Raw genomic sequence first — 22476 nt, 5'->3', positions numbered from 1 at the left:
GTAGGGTGAACCGGAGTTACGCCTCGTTACCGGCGTCTCAAGTGGCAGAAATGCAACATGGGTGGTACCGCGGAGAGCTTTCAAGCCTTTCGTCCCATTACCGGGGCGGAAGGCTTTTTATTATGCAGAGGAGGATGAATTTTGGATTATTTTAAACATCAAGACATCGAGCCGAAATGGCAAAAACGTTGGGACGAGAAAGATGCATTCCGGACGACAGAAGACCCGGACAAGGAGTGTTTCTACGTCCTTGACATGTTCCCATATCCATCAGGAGCCGGCCTTCACGTTGGTCACCCGGAAGGTTACACGGCGACGGACATCATCGCCCGCATGAAACGGATGCAAGGCTTCAATGTTCTCCATCCAATGGGTTGGGACGCGTTCGGTCTTCCGGCCGAGCAATATGCCCTCGACACAGGGAATGACCCGCGCGAGTTCACAGAGCGCAACATCGGCACATTCCGCCGCCAGTTGAAAGAGCTCGGTTTCTCATACGATTGGGATCGTGAAATCAGCACGACCGACCCGAAATACTACAAGTGGACGCAATGGATTTTCACACAGCTCCATGACCGCGGACTCGCCTACGTCGATGAAGTCGCCGTCAACTGGTGCCCGGCCCTCGGGACGGTACTCGCCAACGAAGAAGTCATCGACGGCTTGTCAGAGCGCGGCAGCCATCCGGTTTACCGTGTCCCGATGAAGCAATGGGTGCTCCGCATCACGGAATACGCAGAGCGTTTGCTCGATGATTTAGAAGGGCTTGACTGGCCAGACAGCGTCAAAGAGATGCAACGCAACTGGATCGGCAAGTCGGTCGGGGCCGAAGTCGATTTCAAAGTCGACGGTCACGAAAAAGTCGTCACGGTGTTCACGACACGTCCGGACACACTTTACGGCGCGACATACGTCACGCTCGCACCGGAGCACCCGTTCGTGAAAGCCATCGCGACACCGGAACAAACCGTCGCCATCGAGGCGTACGTCGAAGAAGTCTCGAAAAAAACGGATCTCGAGCGGACCGATCTTGCCAAAGAGAAAACAGGCGTGTTTACTGGCGCTTACGCGATCAACCCGGTCAATGGTGAGAAGCTTCCAATCTGGATTGCTGACTACGTGTTGTCAACGTATGGTACAGGTGCGGTCATGGCCGTTCCTGGACATGATGAGCGCGACTATGAGTTCGCGAAGACGTTTGACCTTCCAATCCGTGAAGTCGTCACCGGCGGCAACTTGGATGAGGCGGCTTACGTCGAGGATGGCGTCCACGTCAACTCAGGTAGCTTGGACGGTCTCAATAAAGCCGACGCGATCGCCAAGATCATCGAAGAGCTTGAACTTGCCGGCACTGGCCGTGCGAAGACGACGTATCGTCTCCGCGACTGGTTGTTCAGCCGTCAGCGCTATTGGGGCGAGCCGATTCCAATCGTTCATATGGAAGATGGCACGCTCAAGACGGTCCCGGTCGAAGACCTCCCGCTCGAACTCCCGATTATCGATGAAATCAAACCGTCGGGTACGGGTGAATCGCCGCTTGCGAACGCAGACGAGTGGTTGACGTACACGGATCCAGTGACGGGTGAGAAGGGTCGTCGCGAGACAAACACGATGCCACAATGGGCCGGCAGCTGCTGGTACTACATTCGCTTCATCGATCCGCACAATGAAGACATGATCGCGGACCCAGAGAAGTTGAAGCGTTGGCTTCCGGTCGATTTGTATATCGGTGGTACGGAGCACGCGGTCCTACACTTGCTCTACGCTCGTTTCTGGCACAAAGTGCTCTACGATATCGGCATCGTCCCGACAAAAGAGCCGTTCCAAAAACTCTATAACCAAGGGATGATCCTTGGTGAGAACAACGAGAAGATGTCGAAATCGAAAGGGAACGTCGTCAACCCGGATGACATCATCAAGTCGCACGGAGCCGACACGCTTCGTCTTTACGAGATGTTCATGGGACCACTCGATGCGGCCATCGCTTGGTCGACGAACGGTCTCGACGGCGCTCGTCGCTTCCTTGACCGTGTCTGGCGTTTGTTCGATCAGACAGAGCTTCAAGACGTCGCGCCGACTGCCGACTTCGAACGGACGTACCATCAGACGGTGAAGAAAGTGACAGAAGATTATGAGGCGCTCCGTTTCAACACGGCGATCTCGCAACTCATGGTCTTCATCAACGAAGCGTATAAACAAGACACGCTTCCGAAACAAGAAATGGTCAACTTCGTTAAGATGCTCGCCCCGGTCGCGCCACACTTGGCCGAAGAGTTGTGGGAGCGTCTCGGCATGACGGAAGACTTGACGTATGCGGCATGGCCGAAGTTTGATGAGTCGAAACTCGTCAGCGACACGATTGAAGTCGTCATCCAAGTGAACGGCAAGCTTCGTGCGAAGATGCACGTGGCCCGCGACGCTTCGAAAGAAGCGCTCGAGGCCGATGCGCTCGCGAACGAACGCGTTCAAGAGTTCACGGAAGGGAAGACGGTCCGCAAAGTGATCGTCGTTCCAGGTAAGCTCGTCAATATCGTCGTTGGATAAGCAAAGGAATGTGTGACATTGTCACACGTTCCTTTCTTTTGTATGATGTCGTTTTCTTTTCGGGGCGGGTTTGTTACACTAAAGGGCGATACTGCATGTAAAGGGGACGAAACGTCCATGAAACGTTCTTACGTACTATATACGACGCTGTTTGCCGTCGTCGTCGGTGTGATTTTGTGCTATGTGTTCGTCTTTTCGGACGAGGATATTCAAAGCCAAATCGCCTCGACGTTTGAAAAAATAGAGATTCAAACGAGTCACCAAGCGACATCTGTACCTCCCGTCGAAGCCTCGCCGGACGAGGAGGATATCGATACGACCGATGCCCTCGAACAGATTCAACAGCTCGACGAAGTGTACTATAGTGACACGATTGGGTCATATCTCGTCTTGACGAAAAATAAAGAATTTTTCGAAGTGAGCGGGAACGCCAATCGCGTGAACGCGTCACTCATCCTCAGCAACGAAGGACAGCCCTACCGGTTCGGCGAGTTCATCGGTATGCGCATGATTTCCGAGGACAAGATTTATGCCGTCACGGCGAATGGGGTTCTCGTGACAATCGAGCGTGAAGAAGGCCGGTGGACGGAACAACGACGCAAATTGATTAAAGGAATCGCCTCGACAGACCGATTGTTCGGCCTCGGTTATGACGAGGAAACGAAACGACTGATCATCATGAGCCGTTTGGCGGACACGCCGGACGTGGAACTGTTATACGTCCAAGAACGGACGCTCGAGGATGAGACGGCCACCGACGCTGAAGCGAAGCCAGAGACAGAAGAAACAGCCGATGCGACCGAGACGGATGCGACGACCGAAGTGGATTCAGACGCCGATACGGCGACCACGGCTGATGAGGCAGACGCCGAAGAAGCGCCAGCGCCTGAGACGGAGTGGGCCATTGAGTCGAGAAAACCGCTCACGACCGAAGGAATGAGCGCCTCGATTCAACAGAAGTTCGAGAACTTCCGCGGTGTCGGCCTCGTCGAACGCCAGGGACGCATTTACGTCCTCGATTCAGAAGAACTCGTCCTCTACACGATCAACCCGGATGAAGGGACGATGAACGGACAGATGGTCACTCCTCGTGTGTACGGGTCGACCGGTATGTTTTTACAAGACAATGAAATTTTCGCCATCGTGCGACCAGATGTGTTCGACCTTGACGATTTCGTCTCGGTCGACTGATAGGAGAGGATCATATGAGCAAACGCTATTTCTATGAAGAAGTTCGCCAATTCCATGAGACGTTCGGGCACCCGGAAGCGAGTGCGCCACAGCCGCTCGAGTTAGACCGGGCCGTCAAACGTTCGGTCTGGACGGCAGAAGAGGCCGTCGTCGAATTTTTACATCAATCGGCATGGAACGAGGAAGAGTTCCTGCAAGCCGTCGCCACGTTCCAACAAGGATTCGAACAGGCTGTTCAGAAATCGCTCCAGGACGCCCCACCGACAAATGACGTCGAGCGACTCGTCGGACAAGGTGATGCGCTCACGGACGCCCTCTATTTCGTGATGGGCAGTTTCGTCGAGCTCGGGCTCGACCCGGTGCCGTTGTTCGAGATCGTGCAGCGCGCCAATATGGCGAAGCTCGGTCCGGATGGTAAGCCGATCCTGCGCGCGTCAGACAATAAGGTCATGAAGCCGGAAGGCTGGTTGCCACCCGAGCCAGAGCTCGAGGCGGAAGTGCGACGCCAACTTGAAGCGAAACAGTGACACCAAAAAGAGAGCCTATCGCGCGCGATAGGCTCTCTTTTATACGGTTGTACGTACAGCAAATTCTGCGGCGTGCGACCCGGCACAATGCCCGGTCGTGAAGGCGGCCGTGATGTTATAACCACCTGTATAGCCGTGAATGTCGAGCACCTCGCCGGCGAAGAACAGGCCGTCCGCTTTCTTCGACATCATCGTCTGCGGGGCGATCTCTTTGACAGAGACGCCGCCGCCGGTGACGAACGCTTTGTCGAAATCGAGCGTCCCGGTCGCATGTAGCTCAAACGTCTTCAGTCGTGTCGCAAAATCGATGACCGATTGTTTCTTCAACTGACTCGCGTCTTCTTCACCGAAAGCGAGGTCGGCCAACAACAGGTCGAGCATCCGTTCCGGGATAAACCCTTTCCAGACGTTCTTGACGGCCCGTTTCGGTTGTTCTTGGACTTGGTTCCACAGCTCTTGATACAGCTCGTCACGTACCATGTCCGGGAACAAGTCGAGCGAGAGGGCGACGACGCGCTCTTTGCTGCGTTTGCGCTCTTTGATCGTATATTGACTGCACCGGAGGGCGATCGGACCCGAAATGCCGAAGTGCGTGAAAATCATGTCGCCGCGGTGTGTCTTGATCGGTTTGCCTTTTTTGCCGTGAACGGTGAGGGCGACGTCACGGAGCGACAGCCCTTGCAGCTGTTTCGTGCCGATAAACGCATCGTTCAACAAAATCGGCACCTCGGTCGGGAACAGTTCCGTGATCGTGTGCCCGGCTTTCTCGGCCCACGGATATCCATCGCCGGTCGAGCCGGTGTGGGGGACAGATTGTCCGCCGACAGCGATGACACAGGCGCCTGCCTCGATGCGTTCGCCGTCCTCCAGTTCGACCGCTTCAAACTCGTTTGCTTCATTAAAATGGAGCGTCTTCACTTTCGCGTTTTTGCGAATCTCGACACCGAGTGCGTCGATGGCGCCGAGGAGCGTGTTGACGACATCTTGCGCTTTGTCCGTCACTGGGAACATCCGGCCGTTGTCTTCTTCTTTTAATGGGATGCCGAACCCGGTGAATAAGTCGATAATCGACTGGTTGTCGAACTGGGCGAGGGCGCTATATAAGAAGCGTCCGTTCCCCGGAATGAACTGAATCAGTTCGTCGACGGGCTTGCGGTTCGTGACGTTACAGCGCCCGCCGCCAGAAATGGCGAGCTTGCGTCCGAGCTTCGATCCTTTATCAATCAGGAGCGTGTTCGCTCCGGCTTTGGCGGCGGCGTAGGTCGCCATCAGGCCGCTTGGGCCTCCTCCGATGACGATGACATCTTTCATCATGGTATCCCTCGTTTCTCTTCTCAATCTAAACTTTAACGGTTCGTAACTTTATTATCTGCAACAGTAAGAGTATAATGAGAAACGGTTGTTTTGTAAAACTAGGTACATTAGTTGTGAAAGAATAGATGGAGGTATCTCATGTCATCAAGCGTCAAACAAGATTCAGGACGGGAGTCCTTCGTCAAAGGCACGCTGCTCTTATCAGCCGGAAATTTGATCTCGCGTGCGCTCGGACTGCTCTATACGTTTCCCTTCCAAGCGATGGTCGGGATTGCCGGCGTCACGCTCTATCAGGCGGCCTACACCTATTATGCGCTCATGATCGCCATTTCGACGGCGGGGATTCCTGTCGCCGTCTCAAAATTTATCGCCAAGTATAACGCGCTCGGTGAATATGGCACGAGTCAGCGCTTGTTCCGTCAAGGGATGAAGCTGATGCTCGTGACCGGCGTCGTCGCTTTTTTATTACTGTTTTTCTCAGCACCGTGGTTATCAGAACTCATGGTCCGCAACTCGGAGAACAATCAGCAATATATCGACTCGTTGACGCTCGTCACGCGTAGCGTCAGTTTCGCCCTCCTGCTCATCCCGGCGATGAGCATGGTGCGCGGCTATTTCCAAGGACATCAGGATATGGCCCCGACGGCCATCTCGCAAGTCATTGAGCAAATCGTTCGCATCATGTTCCTGCTCAGCGGAACGATGCTCGTCTTGTTCGTTTTCTCGGACTCGGCACTCATTCGTCCGCTCGCTGACTCGCTCGGTGGGACCGCTGCCGTGGCGACGACCGAGTTGAACGGGTTGAAAGTGCTCGCCGTGACGATTGCGACGTTCAGCGCCTTTATCGGGGCGATCGGAAGTATCGTCGTGCTCGCCATGTATTGGCGCAAACGGAAAGACATCCATCGTCAGACGGATAATCCGGCGGGTACGCCGGTCCGTTCGATGAAATCGCTCTTGCTCGAGTTGCTCAGTTACTCGATCCCGATCGTCATGGTCGGCTTGTCGACGCCGCTCTATCAGTTCGTCGACCAGTTGACGATGGTCAACACGTTGCTCAACTCGGGCAAGTCGGTCGCTGAAGCGACGTCCGCGTTCGGGTTCTTGACCGGGAACGCCCATAAGATCGTCTTGATTCCGGTCTCGATCGCGGCAAGTGTGTCGATGGCGACGATCCCGCTCGTCACGAAATCGTTCACGCACGGCGACATGAATAAAGTCCGTAATCAAGTGAACCACATCTTCCAAGTGTCGTTCTTTGTCACCATCCCGGCCGTCATCGGGTTGGTCGCCCTCTCCGAGCCGTTGTTCGGGACACTGTTCCCGGGTGACCGGGAAGGGTGGGTCTACTTGCTCCACTATGCGCCGAGTGCGTTCTTCCTGGCCTATTACTCGGTGGCAGCGGCCATCCTGCAAGGGATCAATCGTCAGTACTTCACCATCTTCGCGACGGCGATGGGACTATTGACGAAAGCTGCACTCAACGTACCGTTCGTCTATGCGCTCGGCGGCATCGGCGCCGGTTACGCGACGATCGCCGGCTATATTGTCGCGATCATCCTCATGGTGTGGAAAATTCAACGGACGCTCCAGTTCCCGTATAAGCAATTGTTGCGTCGGACGATGCTCATGTTTGCCATGGGTGGGGCGATGTTTATCGCGGTATACGGCTCGTTGTTCGTCACGCTCCGAGATGAGCCGAGCTGGGGGAACGATATATTGGCTACGGTCGTCGGTTTCGGAATCGGCCTCGTCGTATACGGCTATCTCGGTTGGAGAAGTCACTTGGCCGGAAAACTACTAGGGAAACGATTCCAATATCGGAGGAAAGCATAATGCGAATTGATAAATTATTGGCGAACATGGGATATGGTTCGCGTAAAGACGTCAAGATTTTATTGAAACAAGGGGCCGTCCGGATTGATGACCAGCCCGTCAAAGATGCGAAACGACAAATCAACTTAGAGGCGGAACGTGTCACCGTGCACGGGGAAGTCGTCGAGTACAAACCGTTCGTCTATTTGATGATGAACAAGCCGGCTGGTGTCATCAGTGCGACCGAGGACAAAGTCGAGTCGACGGTCGTCGATTTAATCGACCCGGCCTATGCCCATTACGATTTGTTCCCGGTCGGACGCCTCGACAAAGATACGACCGGCCTGTTGCTATTGACGAACGATGGGGCGTTCAATCACGCGCTCATGTCGCCTCGTAAACACGTCGACAAAGTATATATCGCCGAAGTCGATGGGGAGATGACGGCAGATGATGTCCGTCGCTTCGCCGAAGGCGTCGAACTCGAGGACGGCTACACGACGAAGCCGGCACGACTTGAACTGCTCAGCAAGTCCGGTCGCCGCTCGACGATTCGCTTGACGCTCTCGGAAGGGAAGTATCATCAAGTGAAACGGATGGTCGCCGCGGTCGGAAAACATGTGGAGCGGCTCGAGCGCGTCCAAATCGGTGGCCTCGAACTCGATCCGACGCTTGAACCTGGTGCATACCGTGAGTTGACAGAAACGGAAGTCGACTTGTTCCTCATATGATTCGGAAGTACGTGTCAATCGGCACGTACTTTTTTGTGCAAAAAAAGGGACCCGCGTGCGGAATCCCTTGTAACTTGTTATTCAATTTGCCGTCTTGAGTGAACGTTTTGATGACGTCCACGTGCCCCGACTCGGACTTTCAACCAGATTGTTGTATTCAAGAACGTTCAAATCACGTTGTACGGTGCGTGACGTGATCCCAAACTCCTCTACTAGTTCTGAAGTGGTGACGCATTCCCTTTCGTTAATGAACAAATAAATGGACTTGATGCGGGTTAGCATACGATCTGTTGAACCTTTCATTGGATGACCTCCCAATGCGTAGAATGATGAAAGACAAAACCTACGGACGACAAATGAAATATGAAATTGTTATTTTCTAAAATTACACCTTTAGTATACCGCTCTCAAATAGAATTGCAAGTGAAAAGAACGAACAATCGAAATGTAAAGAACATGTTATGAACGTAAATATCGAATGAACATCGTGTAAATGGATAATAAAACTTCTAAAAGACGAACGAAAAAATATTTTCGAAATGAATGTTCGTCTTTCTAACATTTGGATATACTAATAAGGGAGAGAACATTCGCAAAGGGGAGATTGAGATGAATTGGAGACAAGAAGTCGACGCACGAACAGACGCGTTTTTAGAAGATTTAAAAGGGTTGTTACAAATCCCGAGCGTCCTCGATGAAGACAAGTCCGGACCGAACGAGCCGTTTGGCCCTGAAGTCCGTCGCGCCCTCGATTATATGTTTGCGTTAGGAGAGCGTGACGGATTCGTGACGAAAGATGTCGGCGGTTACGCTGGCCATTTGGAGTACGGGTCAGGCGAAGAAATCGTTGGGATCCTCTGCCACTTAGACGTGGTGCCGGCCGGAGACGGATGGACGTATGGGGCGTTCAATCCGACGGTCGCGGACGGGAAACTGTACGCCCGCGGCAGCAATGACGATAAGGGTCCGACGATGGCTGCTTATTACGGGTTGCGCATCGTGAAAGAGCTCGGGTTGCCGCTATCGAAACGTGTCCGCCTCATCGCCGGTTGTGACGAGGAGAGCGAATGGCGCTGTGTCCGTGAATATTTTAAGCAGGAAGCGATGCCGACATACGGTTTCGCACCGGATGCTGATTTCCCGATTATTAACGCGGAAAAAGGTTTGTATGACGGTGTCTTGAAGCAACTCCCAATTCAGCGCGTACCCGGCTCGAAACATCACTTGGTCTCGTTCGTGAGTGGAGAACGTCCGAACATGGTCCCGGATTTCGCGACCGCGGTACTTGAGACAGAAGATGTGCTCGAAGAAAAATTTGAGGCCTACCTTGCGAAATATGAGGCCGACGGGACGTGCACATGGGAAGCGGGGACGTATACGTTCACGATGAAAGGTGTCGCCGCCCATGCGATGGAGCCGGATAATGGTGTGAACGCGGCCTACGTACTTGCCGGGTTCCTACTGACGCTTCCACTCGATATTCAAGGGGAGCGCTACATCGAGTTCATCCGCCACGTCTTTGCTGATTCACGCGGGATTTCGCTCGGCATCGAAGCGACCGACGAGACCGGTGACTTGACGATTAACGGTGGCGTGTTCCGCTATCAGGGCGAAGAGCGGACGGCGACGGTCAATATCCGTTATCCGTATACCGCGAAGTTTGAAGAACGATTGCAAAACTTGAAAGAGATCGCCTTGTCGTTCGGGTTCGAGCTGTCGACGCGTCACCATATGCCGCCGCACCACGTGGCCGAAGACCATCCGCTCGTGAAAACGTTGGCGGATGTGTATGAGCGTCAAACCGGCGAATCGGCACACTTGATGGCCATCGGCGGAGGAACGTATGCCCGTTCGCTCGAGGCTGGTGTTGCCTTCGGCGCATTGTTCCCAGGAGCGAAAGATGTCGCACACCAAGTCGATGAATACATGGAAATTGAAGATTTACTTCGCGCCGCCGCCATCTATGCGGAAGCGATTTATGAGCTCGCTAAATAATAATCCGTGAGAGCTGACTGATTCGGTCGGCTCTCTGTCTGTTAGGAAGGAAGTTTACAGTGAACCAACAAAAACTATCGTTTCAATCAATGTATGTCGCTATCTTTTTCGCACAAGGGGCCCTCATTCCTTACATGGCACTTTTCTTCTCGCAGGCACGCTTTGATTTGTCTCCGGGTCAGGTCGGGACGATTGTCGCCATCATGCCGATCCTCTCGATTGGTGTCCAGCCGTTATGGGGCATGCTGGCCGATCGGACGGGCCGTGTCCGGGCGTGGCTCGGTATCGCCATGATCGGGGCGGCCGCCCTTTCCATCACGTTCTTGTTCGCGACCGATTACGTTTGGATCGTGCTCTTGATGGTCGCCTGGTCGGTGTTCCAATGCGCGCACATCCCGCTTATCGATATGATGACGCTCGATTATACGGCCCGTGTCAAAATTGATTATGGAGCCATCCGTCTATTCGGATCGGCCGGTTTCGCTATCGCCGTTTTCATGATGGGACGAATCGCGGATACGACGTGGGGTCTTGCGAGCACATTTTTGCTCAGCGCCATCGTACTCGTGGCCGGCAGCATCGTGTTAAGGACGATTGCCGAACCGGTTGCAACGCGCGCGACGACGGTCGCCCCGTTCGCTTGGTCGGCCGTCTGGAACGCCCCGTTCATCGCCTTTTTGATTGGGGGCATGCTCGTCTTCGGTCCAATCTATGCGAACAACTATTACTTCGGGATATACGTGACGAGTATCGGCGGCTCGACGACGCTCGTCGGGACGTTGTTTTTAGTGGCCGTGCTTTGTGAGATCCCGTTCATGAAAGTGGCGTATCAAATCGTCGAACGTCTTGGGACGGTCAACGTACTTGCGGGAGCGGCGTTAGTTTCAGCGCTCCGCAACGGTTGGCTCGCACTCGAACCAGAACTGTGGATCGTCTGGCTGCTCGCCATCGTCCAAGGGCTCGTCGTCGGCCTGCTCATTCCGGTCGCGCTTCAGTTTGTGCGAAGCCTTGTCAGCCGAAACGTCACCTCGACGGCGATTGGCGTCTATATGGCAGTTACTTCAGGTTTGGCGACGGCCGCGTTCAATCAGTTGAGCGGAATCATCATTGAAGTGAACAGCATTATCGGTGTATTTTGGATGTACACAGTCGTCAGTGTGATTGGCGCGATTTTATTCTTAGGGTTGAGACGGTTTCGTGAGAAAGGATGATTCCGATGTCGACACATTACTTTATAGCGCTACCGATGGAGGAGGCGGAGTTCGAACGCGTTCAACGGGCCATCTTGCCGTTTTATTCGTATCGCCGGACGTATCGGCCGGAAGAATTCCATTTGACGCTTCAGTTTCTTGGCGCATTGGACGATGATGAAGTCGAGGCGGTCAAAGAGATCACGCGTGACGTGACGGAAGTGACGGCTCCGTTTTCACTGATGTTCCAACAAATTGATCACTTCGGGAGACCAGATCGTCCTCGAGTATTGACGATCGTCCCGGATTCGTCTGCAGAATTGACGGCGCTCACCGGGACGCTTCGGCGCAAGCTGTCTGAAGAGATCGCGTCACTCGACCGGAAACCGTTCGTCCCGCACGTCACGCTCGCCAAAAAGTGGGACACCGGAACGATCATTCCACACATCCCCCCGACGTTCAAGATCGAAGAGTCGATTGAAGCCGTCATCCTTTATCGAATCAATCCGAACCACACCCCTGCCTATGAGGCAGTTGAAGTATTTCCGTTACAGCGGTCAGAGGAGGACACATGGCGATCCCGATTAAAATTTTTGACGTGACATCTAAATATGAACGAAATATGCTCGATCAGTTCAATCGTTTCCAAGAATACGTCGAGTCCGATGTCGCCCGTATGCGCCGCCTGCATGAGTCCAATCGGTTGAACCCACCCGAGATCATGGAGTTCGAGAACCCGTGGTGGAAATTTTGGCGTCGAACGGAACGTATCGAGCTCGAACCGACCCCGCTCTCGGAGACGCAGTTCCAGGCGCTCCTCGCGAACCGTCGCCACATCCAGAAGTTGCAGTTCGCGTGTGAAGGGGCGACCGAAGCAGACATGCCGTTCTTGCCGTTCCTTCGTGAATACGGTTATCGTAAGATGGTGACCGAATGGAACGACCAACACTTCTTCATGTATCGTCCAGTTGTCGAATGGAACGGGGCAACTGTCGAATTGAGCCATCTTATCATCGGACCGTCACATCTGTATTTGGTCGAATGGCTTGACGGCGATCGGAGCATCTATCACATCTCAAAGCAGAAGACATGGATTCATCAACCGCTCAAAGGGGAAAATAAACGTGTAGTCAATCCGCTCATTGCATTGACGCGCACTGAAGAAATCATTCGACAGTTTCTTCCGTCCTATGACGGGGTCATCCAAAAAGTCACGGTGGCCCCAGAAGGCTATTTCGATCACGTGCCCGAGACAAGGTCGACTCAGTTCATTTCACGCTCTGATTATGAGTCGTGGCTGAAACAAGTGAACACGAGGGCACCGATCGTCAAAGCCCAACAAATTCGAGATGTGGCGAAACTACTAGATGCGACAGCCCAGATGCCGTTTCGACAATTTTTGGACCAGTAGGTTGGAGAGGATGGAACGCGTATGCATCACACACCAGAGCAGCAAACGACGTCACATGTGACGATTGAACGGGCATCTTTGCTCTCGTTCGAGACGATTCGACTGGAAGTCATCGCCGAATATGAATCCGTTCCAGTACAGATTGAACAGAACGGTCGACCGGTCGACTATGTGGTGCTCAATGAATGGACGACAGAGGCCGGTACGATTGAGCGAGATATCCGATTGGCGCGACCGGTCACGCTTGAAGCGGTCTATACTGTATTTCACCCCGGACATAAAACGATTGTCGTCGTGCCACGTGAAATCGTGCATACGGACGAGTTCGAACGCCGTTATGCCTATGACGGACCGCTCGGCCTCACTTTTTCCGAACACTCGATCGAGGCATACGTTTGGTCTCCCGTCGCGTTCTCGATTTGGCTCGTCATCCACGACTCGACGACACATCGTGAAATCGAGCGGTTTCGTATGTCTAAAGAGAGCCGTGGTGTCTGGCATGCTGACGTGCCTCGGTTTTATGAAGGTCACTATTATCGACTGTACGTCAAGACGCCGGTCGAAACGAACGAGGTCGTCGATCCTTACGCGAAAGCCGTCAGCCTGAATGGCGAATTTGGCGTATTGATCGATGTCGAGGCGCACGTCGCCGCCCATGTCACGCCGACGGAACGGCCGCCACTGCGGAAAGCGACCGATGCGGTCATCTATGAACTGAACATCCGGGACTTCACGAGCCATCCGTCCTCGATGAGTCAGATGCGAGGTTTGTATGGCAGCATCGTCGAGACCGGAGTGAGAACGAGAGGCGAGAACAGTGCCGGCTTCGATTATTTGAAAGAACTCGGGGTCACCCATCTGCAACTGTTGCCTGTCCATGACTTCGGCAGCGTCGATGAGTCGACCCGGATGCCATACAATTGGGGATACGACCCGATTCATTGGTTCGGGTTAGAGGGGAGTTACGCCTCAGACCCAGCCGAGCCGTTATCGAGAATTCTAGAATATGCTCATATGGTCGAGGAACTGCATCGTCACGGGATGCGGGTCGTCGTCGATGTCGTCATGAACCATGTCTTTATCCGTGAACAATCCTCGCTCGAAGCGCTCGTCCCTTACTACTATTTCCGTTATGAACATGACGGGACGGTCGCGAACGGGACTGGGGTTGGGAATGACACGGCCTCGGAACGATACATGATGCGGCGGATGATTGTCGATTGTGTGACTTTCTTTGCCGAGGCGTATCACGTTGACGGCTTCCGGTTCGACTTGATGGGGATCCATGATGTCGAGACGATGAATCAAGTCCGGGCTTCGCTTGATAAGATTGATCGTTCAATCTTGATTTACGGGGAAGGATGGGATTTGGCGACACCGCTCAGCCCATCGTTAAAAGCCTCGTCCCATAACGCCGCCTTTATGCCTCGAATCGGGCACTTCAATGACATGATGCGGGACGCGTTAAAGGGGTCGACGTTCAATGACCGCGAACGCGGTTTTGTCTCTGGTAACGAATGGCGGGAATGGGAGCTTCGAGAGTGCATCACGGGAGCGGTTCAAATCCCGAACGTCACCGTCGGACGATTCCCGAGCCCGCAATATACAATCAATTACGTCGAGGCGCATGACAATTATACGACCTACGATAAATTGCTCTTATCGTGTGAGGATATGGACGAGGCGGTGCGATTACGTATGCAACGATTCGCCACGGCCATCGTCATCACGTCGCAAGGCGTCCCGTTCCTCCATGCAGGCCAGGAGTTCGGTCGGACGAAACAAGGGGTCGAAAATAGTTACAACGCACCGGACCGAATCAATCACTTCGATTGGGATTTGCGGGACGAGCGTCAGAGTGAGGTCGAATTCGTGAAGACGCTGCTGAAATTGCGGCGCCGTCATACGTGTTTCCGTTACGATAGTCGGCAGAAAGTCGTGGAGCAATTCAAGTTCCTTCCGTCGCCTCCAGGCGTGATCGCCTACGAGTTGACGGCGAGCCATTCCTACGATGCGTGGCAACGCGTCCGTGTCTATTTGAACGGAACGTTCGGTGACGTGACGTTTCATGCCGACGGAGACTGGAACGTTTATGTGCAAGGGGAAACGGCGAGCCTCGTCCCGATTGCACGAAATCCGCGTGAGATTCAAGTCGAGTCGTTGTCAATGACGATTATCGCGTGTTAATATGGTGATTGTATCTTTGTAATTCTTAATGAGATTTGAGCGTGATGAATATGTATTCAGATATAATCGGTGCGCTCGGTGAAGAGTGGACGGTGGCTTCCGCAGGCGGGATTACAGGCGAAGCGTACGTAGCGACGACGCGCCAACAAAAAATCTTTGTCAAACGGAACTCGTCCCCGTTTTTAGCCATTCTTTCCGCCGAAGGCATCGTCCCCAAATTGCTGTGGACGAAGCGGATGTTCAACGGCGACGTCCTCAGTGCCCAACAGTTCATCGAAGGTCGTGAGCTATCGCCAACCGATATGAAACGGTCTGATGTGGCGGCACAGCTTGGGAAGATTCATCATTCGAAAGAGCTATTATTCATGCTGCAGCAATTGAATCATACACCGGTCACGTCGACGCTATTGCTTCGGCAATGTGCCGCCTATGAGCAAGACGAGGCGGATGTGACGATTGATGAAGCGGTCCGTTGGCTCACTATGCATCAACCGATTGATGACGAACGTGAACTTGTCGTCTGCCATTCGGACCTTAACCATAATAACTGGATCGAGGACGAGACGGGTCTATTGTATTTGACCGACTGGGATGACGCCATCATCGCCGACCGTGCCTTTGACTTGGCGATGGTCGTTTACAGTTATGTCGATGAGGCGGAGTGGGAGACGTGGTTTAGCCATTACGGCATCCGTTACACGTCAGAGCTCCATTACCGGATGCACTGGTATGCGATTGCCCAGACGGTTCTCACGTTGTATGGGGAACAGAACGGTATCGCCCGGGCAGAAGGATTGACCGTGCTCCGTGAACTGCTCGATGAGGCAGATGAACGGACACAATGAAAAAAGGGATGGATCACGAGCGTGAGCCATCCCTTTCCATATGCATTAGACATCATCAGGTTTCATGAAATACGCCCAAACGAACGTGGCGATGACGGCGCCGAAAAACGTCAGCGGGGCCGCGTAAAAGATTAAAAATTGATCCAACGTGCTCATCGATATAACCTCCTTGTGAAGGATGATTCATGTTCATTAAACAATGATTTCGTGTATAATCGCAAGGGGACTGCTCGCACGAAGCGGCTAGTCAGCATAAACTTGAACATTTCTTGAACGAAAGGTTGGAAAAACATGCGTTTACGTCACAAACCTTGGGCCAAAGAATATATGGAAGCTCAAGAACACGTCTTTATCACTCATCCCGAAACGTTAAAAGGGAACTGGAAAGCAGAATTTAAGAACGACAATCCGCTCTTCATCGAGGTCGGTTCGGGGAAAGGGCAATTCATTTTAGGGATGGCCCAACAGTTCCCGGACGTCAACTTCATCGCCATCGAGTTATTCGAGAGCGTCGCCGTATCGATTGTGCAAAAGCTCGTCGAGACACCGATGCCAAACGTCCGCGTGTTGACTGTTGATGCCAAGCAACTCGTCGACTACTTCGAAGCCGGTGAAGTCGATCGCGTCTATTTGAACTTCTCCGATCCATGGCCGAAGACACGCCATGCGAAACGTCGTTTGACGTATAAAACGTTCCTCGCCACGTACGAGGCTGTGTTGCCACGCGGAGGCGAGATTCATTTCAAGACGGATAACCGGGGGTTATTCGAATATTCGCTCGAAAGCATGAGCCAATACGGCATGTACTTCACAGATATTTCACTTGATTTACATGTGAACGAACCGGCGGATAACGTGCGCACCGAGTACGAAGAGCGCTTCAGCGCCATGGGACAACCGATTTATCGGATGGAGGCAGCTTTCCGTCCGAAAATTTGACACGCTTTTTTCTTATTTTAATAGCATTTTCTTCACACTTTTTTCTTTCTTCTTGGTACAATAGGAATGACGCTAAACTGGAATTAGAGAAGGGGGAACATGGGGATGTTGAAAAAAGCATGGGCAAGCCTGCTTGCACTAATCTTCATTCTAACAATCGCACCACTTAATACCTCGGCAAACGAGGCGTTCTTGGACGCCCTTGAAGAGGATCTGAAAGCCACGCATTATGACTACAAAGAAGGAACGGCTGAAATCGTAAAAGAAGAGACGCTCCGTCATTCGAATGGCAATGAAGTCATCGCGGCGGTCGTTGAAATTGATACGATCCGTGACGGCATCTTCATCACACGTAAGACCGAGTTCCATTACTATGATGCGACGGACAACAAAATCCTCGCAACAGCTGACCTCGCAGAAGTCGAAGGCGCGACTGAATTTGCGGATGCGAACATCGACATGCTCGGACAACAAATTGTCTATTGGTTGCCTGTGTTGATCTTGCTACTCTTAATCGCGATCCCGGTAGTCATCTTGTTCGTGGTTGTTCCACGTTTCTACTCGACGACCGAGTTCATGAACCCGATTTATGAGAAAAACGATAACCCACGTTAAAAAAAGAGCCGCGAGGCTCTTTTTTTATGCCATTTTCAATTGTTCGACGATTTGAGCGACATCCATGCCGTTACCGGATGAGACGGAAGCGACGAAGGCACTCTCGACGATCGGACCGTCATAGAACTGAATCGTTTTATCGCCTTCATACATATCGACAGCGAGTTCTGCGTTCATCGTGGCCGAACCGATATCGGATAAGATGAGCGCTTCTTTGTCGACGGCCTCGATTGCCTCGAGGATACGGGTCACATCTGTCCCGATGCTGCCGTCCTCAAGCCCGCTCGCTAAATGAATCGGAACGGCGGGGGCCATCTCTTTCATCAAGTCTTGAATCCCTTCAGCGATTTTAGCGCTATGGGATACGATGATGAGCTCTACGATGTCACTCAACCTCCTTCATAATCGCTTTCAACACGATGGAACTCGAGAGTGCGCCAGGGTCGACCGTACCGCGTGAGTTTTCACCGAAATAAGATGCCCGTCCTTTCGTGGCGATCATATCTTCGGTCTCACCGACGAGGCGGTCGAGTTTGGCATCAAAATCGTCAGCCTCGCTCAAGTCAGACAAGAACGGTTCCCACACATCGACCATTGTCTTCTGGCCAACTTCTGACTTCCCGCGCGCCTTAATCGCTGTCGACGCTTCAAGAAGCGCTTCTTTAACGAGCTTGAAATCGGCCTCCGTCGCGTCACCAAACTTAGGTGCAGCCTTGACGAATGCCGACCCGTATAGCGGACCGGCTGCGCCGCCGACTTTCGACATGAGCGTCATCCCGACTTTCTTGCTCAAGTCGCCAAGGCTGGCATAGTCGTCATCGAGTACGGCGACGACCGCTTCAAAGCCGCGCGACATATTGATGCCGTGGTCTCCGTCGCCGATGGCGCGGTCGAGGTCGGTCAGTGTATCCTTGTTTGCCTCAATCTCGGATTGGGCGTGTCGTAATGCTTGCTTGAACCCATCAATCGTCAACATTGCATAAACACCTCATTCATTGGATTAGAGTTTGAAACCGAGTGCCGCCGACGGTGCATCGAGATAACCCGTCATTTCTTCGTCGAGCGGCAAGAGCGTGATCGAGAACCCGTGCATCTCGAGGGATGTCATATAGTTGCCGACGTATTTCCGTTTCAACGTGTAGCCGGCATCTTCTAATTTTTTCGCGACGAAATGATACGTCACGTACAATTCAGACAATGGCGTACCGCCCATACCGTTGACCATAACGGCAACTTCGCCAGGACTCACTTCTTTTTTCAAGTGGTCGAGCAGGTCATCCACGATGGCATCGACGTTCGTCGTCGGCTTCCGTTCGACGCCGCGCTCCCCGTGAATCCCGATGCCGATTTCCATCTCTTCTTCATTCAAATCAAAACCTGGCTTGCCGCTCACCGGCATGTAACAAGGTTCGACAGCCATACCCATCGAGCGAACGTTTGCCGCGACCTTCTCTGCAAGCGCTTTCACTTCGGCGAGTGATTTCCCGCTCGCTGCAGCCGCACCGGCAATCTTATGCACGAACACGGTCCCGGCAACACCGCGACGATCTTCCTTGTTCGAGATGGCGACATCGTCTGCGACGACGACGTGGTCGACTTTAATTCCTTCGGCATCCGCAAGTTCGGCGGCGAGCTCGAAGTTCATGACGTCACCTGCATAGTTTTTGACGACGAGTAATACCCCGTTTCCTCCATCGGCCGCTTTGATGCCTTCGAGCACCATGTCCGGGGTCGGGGACGTGAACACTTCACCGCATACAGCGGCATCGAGCATCCCGTCACCTACATAACCGGCGTGGGCCGGTTCATGACCGCTGCCTCCACCCGAGACGAGTCCGACTTTTCCGGACTTGGCCCCGTCAGCACGACAGATGACGTTGAATCCTTCCACACGACCGTACAGTTCAGGATGGGCATGGACCATTCCTTCGACCATTTGTGACACGAGCTCGTTTGCTTCACCGATCAGTTTCTTCACGTGGGATCACTCCTTTTTGAGTTTGAAAAGTACCATATTCAATTTTCCACTCTTTCGCCCAGATTAAACAAAAAAAGTCGGCGAATGTCATCGCCGACCCCACATCATGCATATTCAAGTAAAGCGCCAGTCTCTGAATCGACTGTAAATTGGTACGTCTTCTCTTCGTCGTTCTCGAGAACCGAGATGCCGCCTTTAAAGACGTCATACTCACGTCCGTCATACGTGTAAATCTCAGGTGATGCCGAGATCCATGCGCCTTGAACGTGACCTTTGGCTGAGAATGCCCGTTTCGTGTACTCGAGCGCGTCCTCGGCCGATAAGCTTCGTTCATCTAACACTTTTTTCGTCATAAGTGCGGCCGCGATGGCAACCCCGATCCCAACTAACCAATACCTTTTCTTCATATGACTACCTCCCCTTGAACTATGGCTATCATGTACATCGTACCAAAACCTGTACCCCATTGGAACGAAAACCATTCGCATCTGCCGAAAAGTTCTGTATATAATGAAACAAGAACGGTTGAAGGGATGGATGGAAATGGAACAAAAAACGAGAGACTTATTCAAGACGTTGACAGAACTTCCGGGCGCACCTGGATTCGAATCAGAGGTTCGTCAGTTTGTTCGTGACCGAATCACACCGCATGTCGATGAAGTCATGACGGATGGCATCGGCTCAATCTTTGGGAAACGGGTCGGGGACGAGGCGGGACCACGCATCATGGTCGCTGGACATATGGACGAAGTCGCGTTCATGGTCACCCGGATCACAGAAAACGGGATGCTATACATACAGCCGCTCGGTGGATGGTGGAGCCAAGTGCTCATGGCGCAACGATTTGATATCGTGACGAACGATGGATTGATTCCGGGCGTCGTCGCATCGACACCTCCGCACCTGCTCGGACCGGACGCAATGAGTAAACCGATGGACATGAAACAGATGTTTATCGACATCGGTGCCGATACGAAAGAAGAAGCCGAATCATGGGGCGTCCGTCCGGGTCTACCGGCTGTGCCGACAAGCGACTTCACGCCGCTCAAACATCCGAAAAAGATTATGGCCAAAGCATGGGATAACCGTTATGGGGTTGGTCTGGCGGTCGAGTTGCTCGAAGAGACGACAAAAGCCGATCATCCGAACATCTTGTTCTCGGGTGCGACTGTCCAAGAAGAAGTCGGACTCCGTGGAGCGCAAACGGCAGCCGAAATGATTCGTCCGGACGTCGCGCTCGTCCTCGACGCGTCACCGGCCAACGATGCGTCTGGCAATAAGACGGAGTTCGGCCAACTCGGGGAAGGGGCGCTTATCCGAATCCTTGACCGGGTCATGGTCATGTCTCCAGAGATGCGTGACTTCCTGCTCGACACGGCGTCTGATGAAAACATCAAAACGCAGTACTTCGTCTCGCCAGGTGGAACGGACGCAGGCCGCATCCATATGAGCGGGGAAGGGGTCCCAACGGCCGTGATCGGTGTCGCGGCGCGTTACATCCATACACACGCCTCGATTCTGCATACGGACGACTATGATGCGGCGAAAGCGCTACTCAAGGCGCTCGTCAAACGCCTCGATCGTTCGACGATGGAGACGCTTCGAGCTTCACGCTAAAGGTAGGGAGAACGTCACTCGTGTAGTGGCGTTTTTTATATTGAAATTTCCCGAGAAACGCTTATACTGATAAAAGTGTGAAGACAGAAACTTTACGACTGACAAGACAGGAAAGAGGGATTTCCATGTTTAAGAAAAAAGGGATCACGCTCAGTCCGTCGCTTTATTTTGTGACGGCACTCAGTTATATGGCACTCGGCTTATTCAGTACGCTCATCATCGGCTTGATTATGAAGACGGCGGGTGGGCAATTGCTCGAAACGAGTCTGTCCGGTTTCGGGTCGACGCTCATCGAGATTGGTGATGTGGCCATCGGCTTGACCGGTCCGGCCATCGGGATTGCAATCGCCTATGCGCTTCAAGCACCGCCGCTCATCTTGTTCTCGGCGCTCGTCGTCGGGGCGTTTGGTTACGAGTTCGGGCCAGCCGGCAGTTATGTGGCGACGTTGCTCGCCGTCGAAGTCGCCAAGCTCGTCTCGAAGTCGACGAAACTCGATATTTTGGTCACGCCGTTCACGACGATCGGCATCGGTTATTTAAGTGCGACCTATATCGGTAAATACGTCGGGTTGTTCATGACACAGCTCGGCACATGGATCGAATGGGGAACGGAACAGCAGCCACTGTTCATGGGCGTCGTCGTCGCGACGTTGATGGGGCTCGCGCTCACGGCTCCGATCTCGAGCGCGGCCATCGCCCTCATGCTCGGTTTGAGCGAGATTGCCGCCGGCGCGGCGACGGTCGGGTGTGCTGCCCAAATGGTCGGGTTTGCCATCACGAGCTATCGGGACAATGGCATCGGAGGCGCCATCGCCCAAGGCATTGGTACATCTATGCTCCAAGTCGGCAATGTTGTCAAAAACCCATGGATTTTGTTGCCGCCGACCGTGGCCGGCGCCGTGCTCGCGCCGATTGCGATTCTGTTGTTTGAACTCGAGAGCGTCGCGGCAGGCGCTGGCATGGGAACAAGTGGACTCGTCGGACCGATCGTCATGCTCGAAACGATGGGCTTCAGTTGGTATACGTTCATCGTCGTCTTCGGCTTTTTAATCGTCGGGCCAGCGGTGCTCAGCTACGCCGTCTATCAAGTGTTGGTCCGGATGAACCGGATTCGACCGAACGACATGAAAATCGAATATTGAACATACGAAAGAGAGCGTCCCGGCAAATAAGCGGGACGCTCTCTTTCGTTCACCACCCGAAAAAATTCCGGACGATTTCGACCGTTTCCCGCGGGACGCGGAAGCTCGCGAGGAATAGTACGAGCAGGACGGCATAAACGGGGAGTAAAAAACGTTTTCGAATGATGGGCAGCCTGCGCACAAGACGCTTGCCGACGCGTTCAAGTATGTAAATCACGGCGAATCCGACGACGAGCCAAATGAAAATCTCGCCTCGTGATTTGTCCGTATCGATGAACAAATAACCGTAGCGTAGAATCGCCAACATGCCGATGACGCCGACGAGTTGTTCAAGTGGATGCTTCATTTCTGGATTCAACTGTTCGCGTGTCCATTTTGTCATGACTTCACCTTTTTCACGTAGTCTTCACTCCCGACTATCATAAAACACGAGAG

23 protein-coding genes and 1 other annotated feature (1 of these 24 cut by a window edge) are annotated in these 22476 nt (G+C 53.1%); of the genes, 15 read left to right on the top strand and 8 right to left on the bottom strand.

Translation table 11 applies throughout. The annotated features are described in order from the left end of the window. Positions 1-100: a binding site (T-box leader), on the top strand; it begins 119 nt to the left of the window's first position. A 41-nt stretch (positions 101-141) separates the two neighbouring features. The 3 genes from leuS (at position 142) to AC13H5_RS10130 (ending at position 4262) form a co-directional block, all read left to right on the top strand. Then, on the top strand, positions 142-2544 hold the full coding sequence (gene leuS, locus AC13H5_RS10140) for a leucine--tRNA ligase (protein WP_214797303.1): 2403 nt from the start codon (positions 142-144) through the stop codon (positions 2542-2544). Positions 2545-2661: 117 nt separating this feature from the next. Further along, on the top strand, positions 2662-3735 hold the full coding sequence (locus AC13H5_RS10135) for a hypothetical protein (RefSeq protein ID WP_483545676.1): 1074 nt from the start codon (positions 2662-2664) through the stop codon (positions 3733-3735). Positions 3736-3749: 14 nt separating this feature from the next. Continuing rightward, a complete protein-coding gene (locus tag AC13H5_RS10130) occupies positions 3750-4262 on the top strand; it encodes a pyrophosphohydrolase domain-containing protein (protein ID WP_214797301.1) in 513 nt (170 codons plus the stop codon). A gap of 39 nt (positions 4263-4301) precedes the next feature. On the opposite strand, the gene AC13H5_RS10125 is transcribed toward AC13H5_RS10130, so the two are convergent. After that, a complete protein-coding gene (locus AC13H5_RS10125) occupies positions 4302-5576 on the bottom strand; it encodes a BaiN/RdsA family NAD(P)/FAD-dependent oxidoreductase (RefSeq protein WP_483545675.1) in 1275 nt (424 codons plus the stop codon). A gap of 138 nt (positions 5577-5714) precedes the next feature. Here AC13H5_RS10125 and AC13H5_RS10120 point away from each other — a divergent pair, with 138 nt between their 5' ends. Next, positions 5715-7412 carry a putative polysaccharide biosynthesis protein gene (locus AC13H5_RS10120; protein WP_214763271.1) on the top strand — a complete coding sequence of 566 codons (1698 nt, stop codon included), beginning with the start codon at positions 5715-5717 and terminating at the stop codon, positions 7410-7412. Further along, positions 7412-8122 (top strand): pseudouridine synthase, encoded by a 711-nt coding sequence (locus tag AC13H5_RS10115; RefSeq protein WP_034778298.1) that lies wholly within the window; start codon positions 7412-7414, stop codon positions 8120-8122. Before AC13H5_RS10120 ends, AC13H5_RS10115 begins: the two co-directional genes overlap by 1 nt. Positions 8123-8203: 81 nt before the next feature. Here AC13H5_RS10115 and AC13H5_RS10110 read toward each other — a convergent pair whose 3' ends face one another. Further along, positions 8204-8425: a DeoR family transcriptional regulator gene (locus AC13H5_RS10110; RefSeq protein ID WP_081637897.1), complete on the bottom strand. Its 222-nt coding sequence runs from the start codon at positions 8423-8425 to the stop codon at positions 8204-8206. 306 nt (positions 8426-8731) lie between these two features. Here AC13H5_RS10110 and pepV point away from each other — a divergent pair, with 306 nt between their 5' ends. From pepV to AC13H5_RS10080, 6 genes are read left to right on the top strand one after another with little or no spacing between them, the layout of a single operon-like run. Continuing rightward, on the top strand, positions 8732-10117 hold the full coding sequence (gene pepV / locus AC13H5_RS10105) for a dipeptidase PepV (protein ID WP_483545674.1): 1386 nt from the start codon (positions 8732-8734) through the stop codon (positions 10115-10117). Positions 10118-10176: 59 nt separating this feature from the next. Continuing rightward, on the top strand, positions 10177-11328 hold the full coding sequence (locus AC13H5_RS10100) for an MFS transporter (protein WP_483545673.1): 1152 nt from the start codon (positions 10177-10179) through the stop codon (positions 11326-11328). 5 nt (positions 11329-11333) lie between these two features. Then, positions 11334-11909: an RNA 2',3'-cyclic phosphodiesterase gene (gene thpR / locus AC13H5_RS10095; RefSeq protein ID WP_034778294.1), complete on the top strand. Its 576-nt coding sequence runs from the start codon at positions 11334-11336 to the stop codon at positions 11907-11909. Continuing rightward, positions 11879-12718, top strand: coding sequence for an NERD domain-containing protein (locus AC13H5_RS10090; protein ID WP_034778292.1), 840 nt, complete (start codon positions 11879-11881; stop codon positions 12716-12718). Before thpR ends, AC13H5_RS10090 begins: the two co-directional genes overlap by 31 nt. 21 nt (positions 12719-12739) lie before the next feature. After that, on the top strand, positions 12740-14905 hold the full coding sequence (pulA, locus tag AC13H5_RS10085) for a type I pullulanase (protein WP_483545672.1): 2166 nt from the start codon (positions 12740-12742) through the stop codon (positions 14903-14905). A gap of 50 nt (positions 14906-14955) precedes the next feature. After that, on the top strand, positions 14956-15750 hold the full coding sequence (locus AC13H5_RS10080; protein ID WP_034779996.1) for a phosphotransferase family protein: 795 nt from the start codon (positions 14956-14958) through the stop codon (positions 15748-15750). A gap of 45 nt (positions 15751-15795) precedes the next feature. On the opposite strand, the gene cydS is transcribed toward AC13H5_RS10080, so the two are convergent. Continuing rightward, a complete protein-coding gene (gene cydS / locus AC13H5_RS10075; RefSeq protein WP_021065570.1) occupies positions 15796-15906 on the bottom strand; it encodes a cytochrome bd oxidase small subunit CydS family protein in 111 nt (36 codons plus the stop codon). 135 nt (positions 15907-16041) lie between these two features. Here cydS and trmB point away from each other — a divergent pair, with 135 nt between their 5' ends. Both trmB and AC13H5_RS10065 read left to right on the top strand, forming a co-directional pair. Further along, entirely contained in the window at positions 16042-16689 is a 648-nt protein-coding gene (gene trmB / locus AC13H5_RS10070) for a tRNA (guanosine(46)-N7)-methyltransferase TrmB (RefSeq protein ID WP_034778289.1), read from the top strand. A gap of 105 nt (positions 16690-16794) precedes the next feature. Beyond that, positions 16795-17304, top strand: a complete 510-nt coding sequence (locus AC13H5_RS10065) for a hypothetical protein (protein WP_235420207.1) — start codon at positions 16795-16797, stop codon at positions 17302-17304. Positions 17305-17328: 24 nt separating this feature from the next. On the opposite strand, the gene dhaM is transcribed toward AC13H5_RS10065, so the two are convergent. The 4 genes from dhaM to AC13H5_RS10045 form a co-directional block, all read right to left on the bottom strand. Continuing rightward, positions 17329-17697: a dihydroxyacetone kinase phosphoryl donor subunit DhaM gene (dhaM, locus tag AC13H5_RS10060; RefSeq protein WP_256440833.1), complete on the bottom strand. Its 369-nt coding sequence runs from the start codon at positions 17695-17697 to the stop codon at positions 17329-17331. After that, positions 17690-18280 carry a dihydroxyacetone kinase subunit DhaL gene (gene dhaL, locus AC13H5_RS10055; protein ID WP_214823166.1) on the bottom strand — a complete coding sequence of 197 codons (591 nt, stop codon included), beginning with the start codon at positions 18278-18280 and terminating at the stop codon, positions 17690-17692. Before dhaL ends, dhaM begins: the two co-directional genes overlap by 8 nt. Positions 18281-18304: 24 nt before the next feature. Beyond that, positions 18305-19282, bottom strand: coding sequence for a dihydroxyacetone kinase subunit DhaK (gene dhaK, locus AC13H5_RS10050; protein WP_214797298.1), 978 nt, complete (start codon positions 19280-19282; stop codon positions 18305-18307). Positions 19283-19386: 104 nt separating this feature from the next. Next, complete coding sequence (locus AC13H5_RS10045) at positions 19387-19689, bottom strand: PepSY domain-containing protein (protein ID WP_021065576.1); 303 nt, start codon at positions 19687-19689, stop codon at positions 19387-19389. A gap of 136 nt (positions 19690-19825) precedes the next feature. Between AC13H5_RS10045 and AC13H5_RS10040 the strand changes: the two genes are divergently transcribed. Next, positions 19826-20899 (top strand): M42 family metallopeptidase, encoded by a 1074-nt coding sequence (locus tag AC13H5_RS10040; RefSeq protein WP_034778279.1) that lies wholly within the window; start codon positions 19826-19828, stop codon positions 20897-20899. A gap of 125 nt (positions 20900-21024) precedes the next feature. Further along, positions 21025-22041 (top strand): PTS sugar transporter subunit IIC, encoded by a 1017-nt coding sequence (locus AC13H5_RS10035; protein WP_483545671.1) that lies wholly within the window; start codon positions 21025-21027, stop codon positions 22039-22041. Between the two features lie 49 nt (positions 22042-22090). On the opposite strand, the gene AC13H5_RS10030 is transcribed toward AC13H5_RS10035, so the two are convergent. Next, on the bottom strand, positions 22091-22423 hold the full coding sequence (locus AC13H5_RS10030) for a hypothetical protein (RefSeq protein ID WP_021065579.1): 333 nt from the start codon (positions 22421-22423) through the stop codon (positions 22091-22093). Positions 22424-22476: the final 53 nt, after the last annotated feature.

The sequence above is a fragment of the Exiguobacterium sp. FD-YE-25-4 genome (genome assembly GCF_057004685.1).
Note: the sequence above shows the minus strand (reverse complement) of the source record. Positions and strands in the feature narration are given on the sequence as shown.

Bases quoted from the DNA above. Each gene is read 5' to 3' on its own strand.
- AC13H5_RS10030 (WP_021065579.1), bottom strand. From the start codon at position 22,423: ATGACAAAATGGACACGCGAACAGTTGAATCCAGAAATGAAGCATCCA.
- thpR (WP_034778294.1), top strand. From the start codon at position 11,334: ATGTCGACACATTACTTTATAGCGCTACCGATGGAGGAGGCGGAGTTC.
- AC13H5_RS10120 (WP_214763271.1), top strand. From the start codon at position 5,715: ATGTCATCAAGCGTCAAACAAGATTCAGGACGGGAGTCCTTCGTCAAA.
- pulA (WP_483545672.1), top strand. From the start codon at position 12,740: ATGCATCACACACCAGAGCAGCAAACGACGTCACATGTGACGATTGAA.
- AC13H5_RS10125 (WP_483545675.1), bottom strand. From the start codon at position 5,576: ATGATGAAAGATGTCATCGTCATCGGAGGAGGCCCAAGCGGCCTGATG.
- AC13H5_RS10110 (WP_081637897.1), bottom strand. From the start codon at position 8,425: ATGAAAGGTTCAACAGATCGTATGCTAACCCGCATCAAGTCCATTTAT.
- AC13H5_RS10035 (WP_483545671.1), top strand. From the start codon at position 21,025: ATGTTTAAGAAAAAAGGGATCACGCTCAGTCCGTCGCTTTATTTTGTG.
- AC13H5_RS10045 (WP_021065576.1), bottom strand. From the start codon at position 19,689: ATGAAGAAAAGGTATTGGTTAGTTGGGATCGGGGTTGCCATCGCGGCC.
- dhaL (WP_214823166.1), bottom strand. From the start codon at position 18,280: ATGTTGACGATTGATGGGTTCAAGCAAGCATTACGACACGCCCAATCC.
- AC13H5_RS10130 (WP_214797301.1), top strand. From the start codon at position 3,750: ATGAGCAAACGCTATTTCTATGAAGAAGTTCGCCAATTCCATGAGACG.
- AC13H5_RS10080 (WP_034779996.1), top strand. From the start codon at position 14,956: ATGTATTCAGATATAATCGGTGCGCTCGGTGAAGAGTGGACGGTGGCT.
- AC13H5_RS10115 (WP_034778298.1), top strand. From the start codon at position 7,412: ATGCGAATTGATAAATTATTGGCGAACATGGGATATGGTTCGCGTAAA.
- AC13H5_RS10135 (WP_483545676.1), top strand. From the start codon at position 2,662: ATGAAACGTTCTTACGTACTATATACGACGCTGTTTGCCGTCGTCGTC.
- AC13H5_RS10065 (WP_235420207.1), top strand. From the start codon at position 16,795: ATGTTGAAAAAAGCATGGGCAAGCCTGCTTGCACTAATCTTCATTCTA.
- cydS (WP_021065570.1), bottom strand. From the start codon at position 15,906: ATGAGCACGTTGGATCAATTTTTAATCTTTTACGCGGCCCCGCTGACG.
- AC13H5_RS10090 (WP_034778292.1), top strand. From the start codon at position 11,879: ATGGCGATCCCGATTAAAATTTTTGACGTGACATCTAAATATGAACGA.
- pepV (WP_483545674.1), top strand. From the start codon at position 8,732: ATGAATTGGAGACAAGAAGTCGACGCACGAACAGACGCGTTTTTAGAA.
- trmB (WP_034778289.1), top strand. From the start codon at position 16,042: ATGCGTTTACGTCACAAACCTTGGGCCAAAGAATATATGGAAGCTCAA.
- AC13H5_RS10040 (WP_034778279.1), top strand. From the start codon at position 19,826: ATGGAACAAAAAACGAGAGACTTATTCAAGACGTTGACAGAACTTCCG.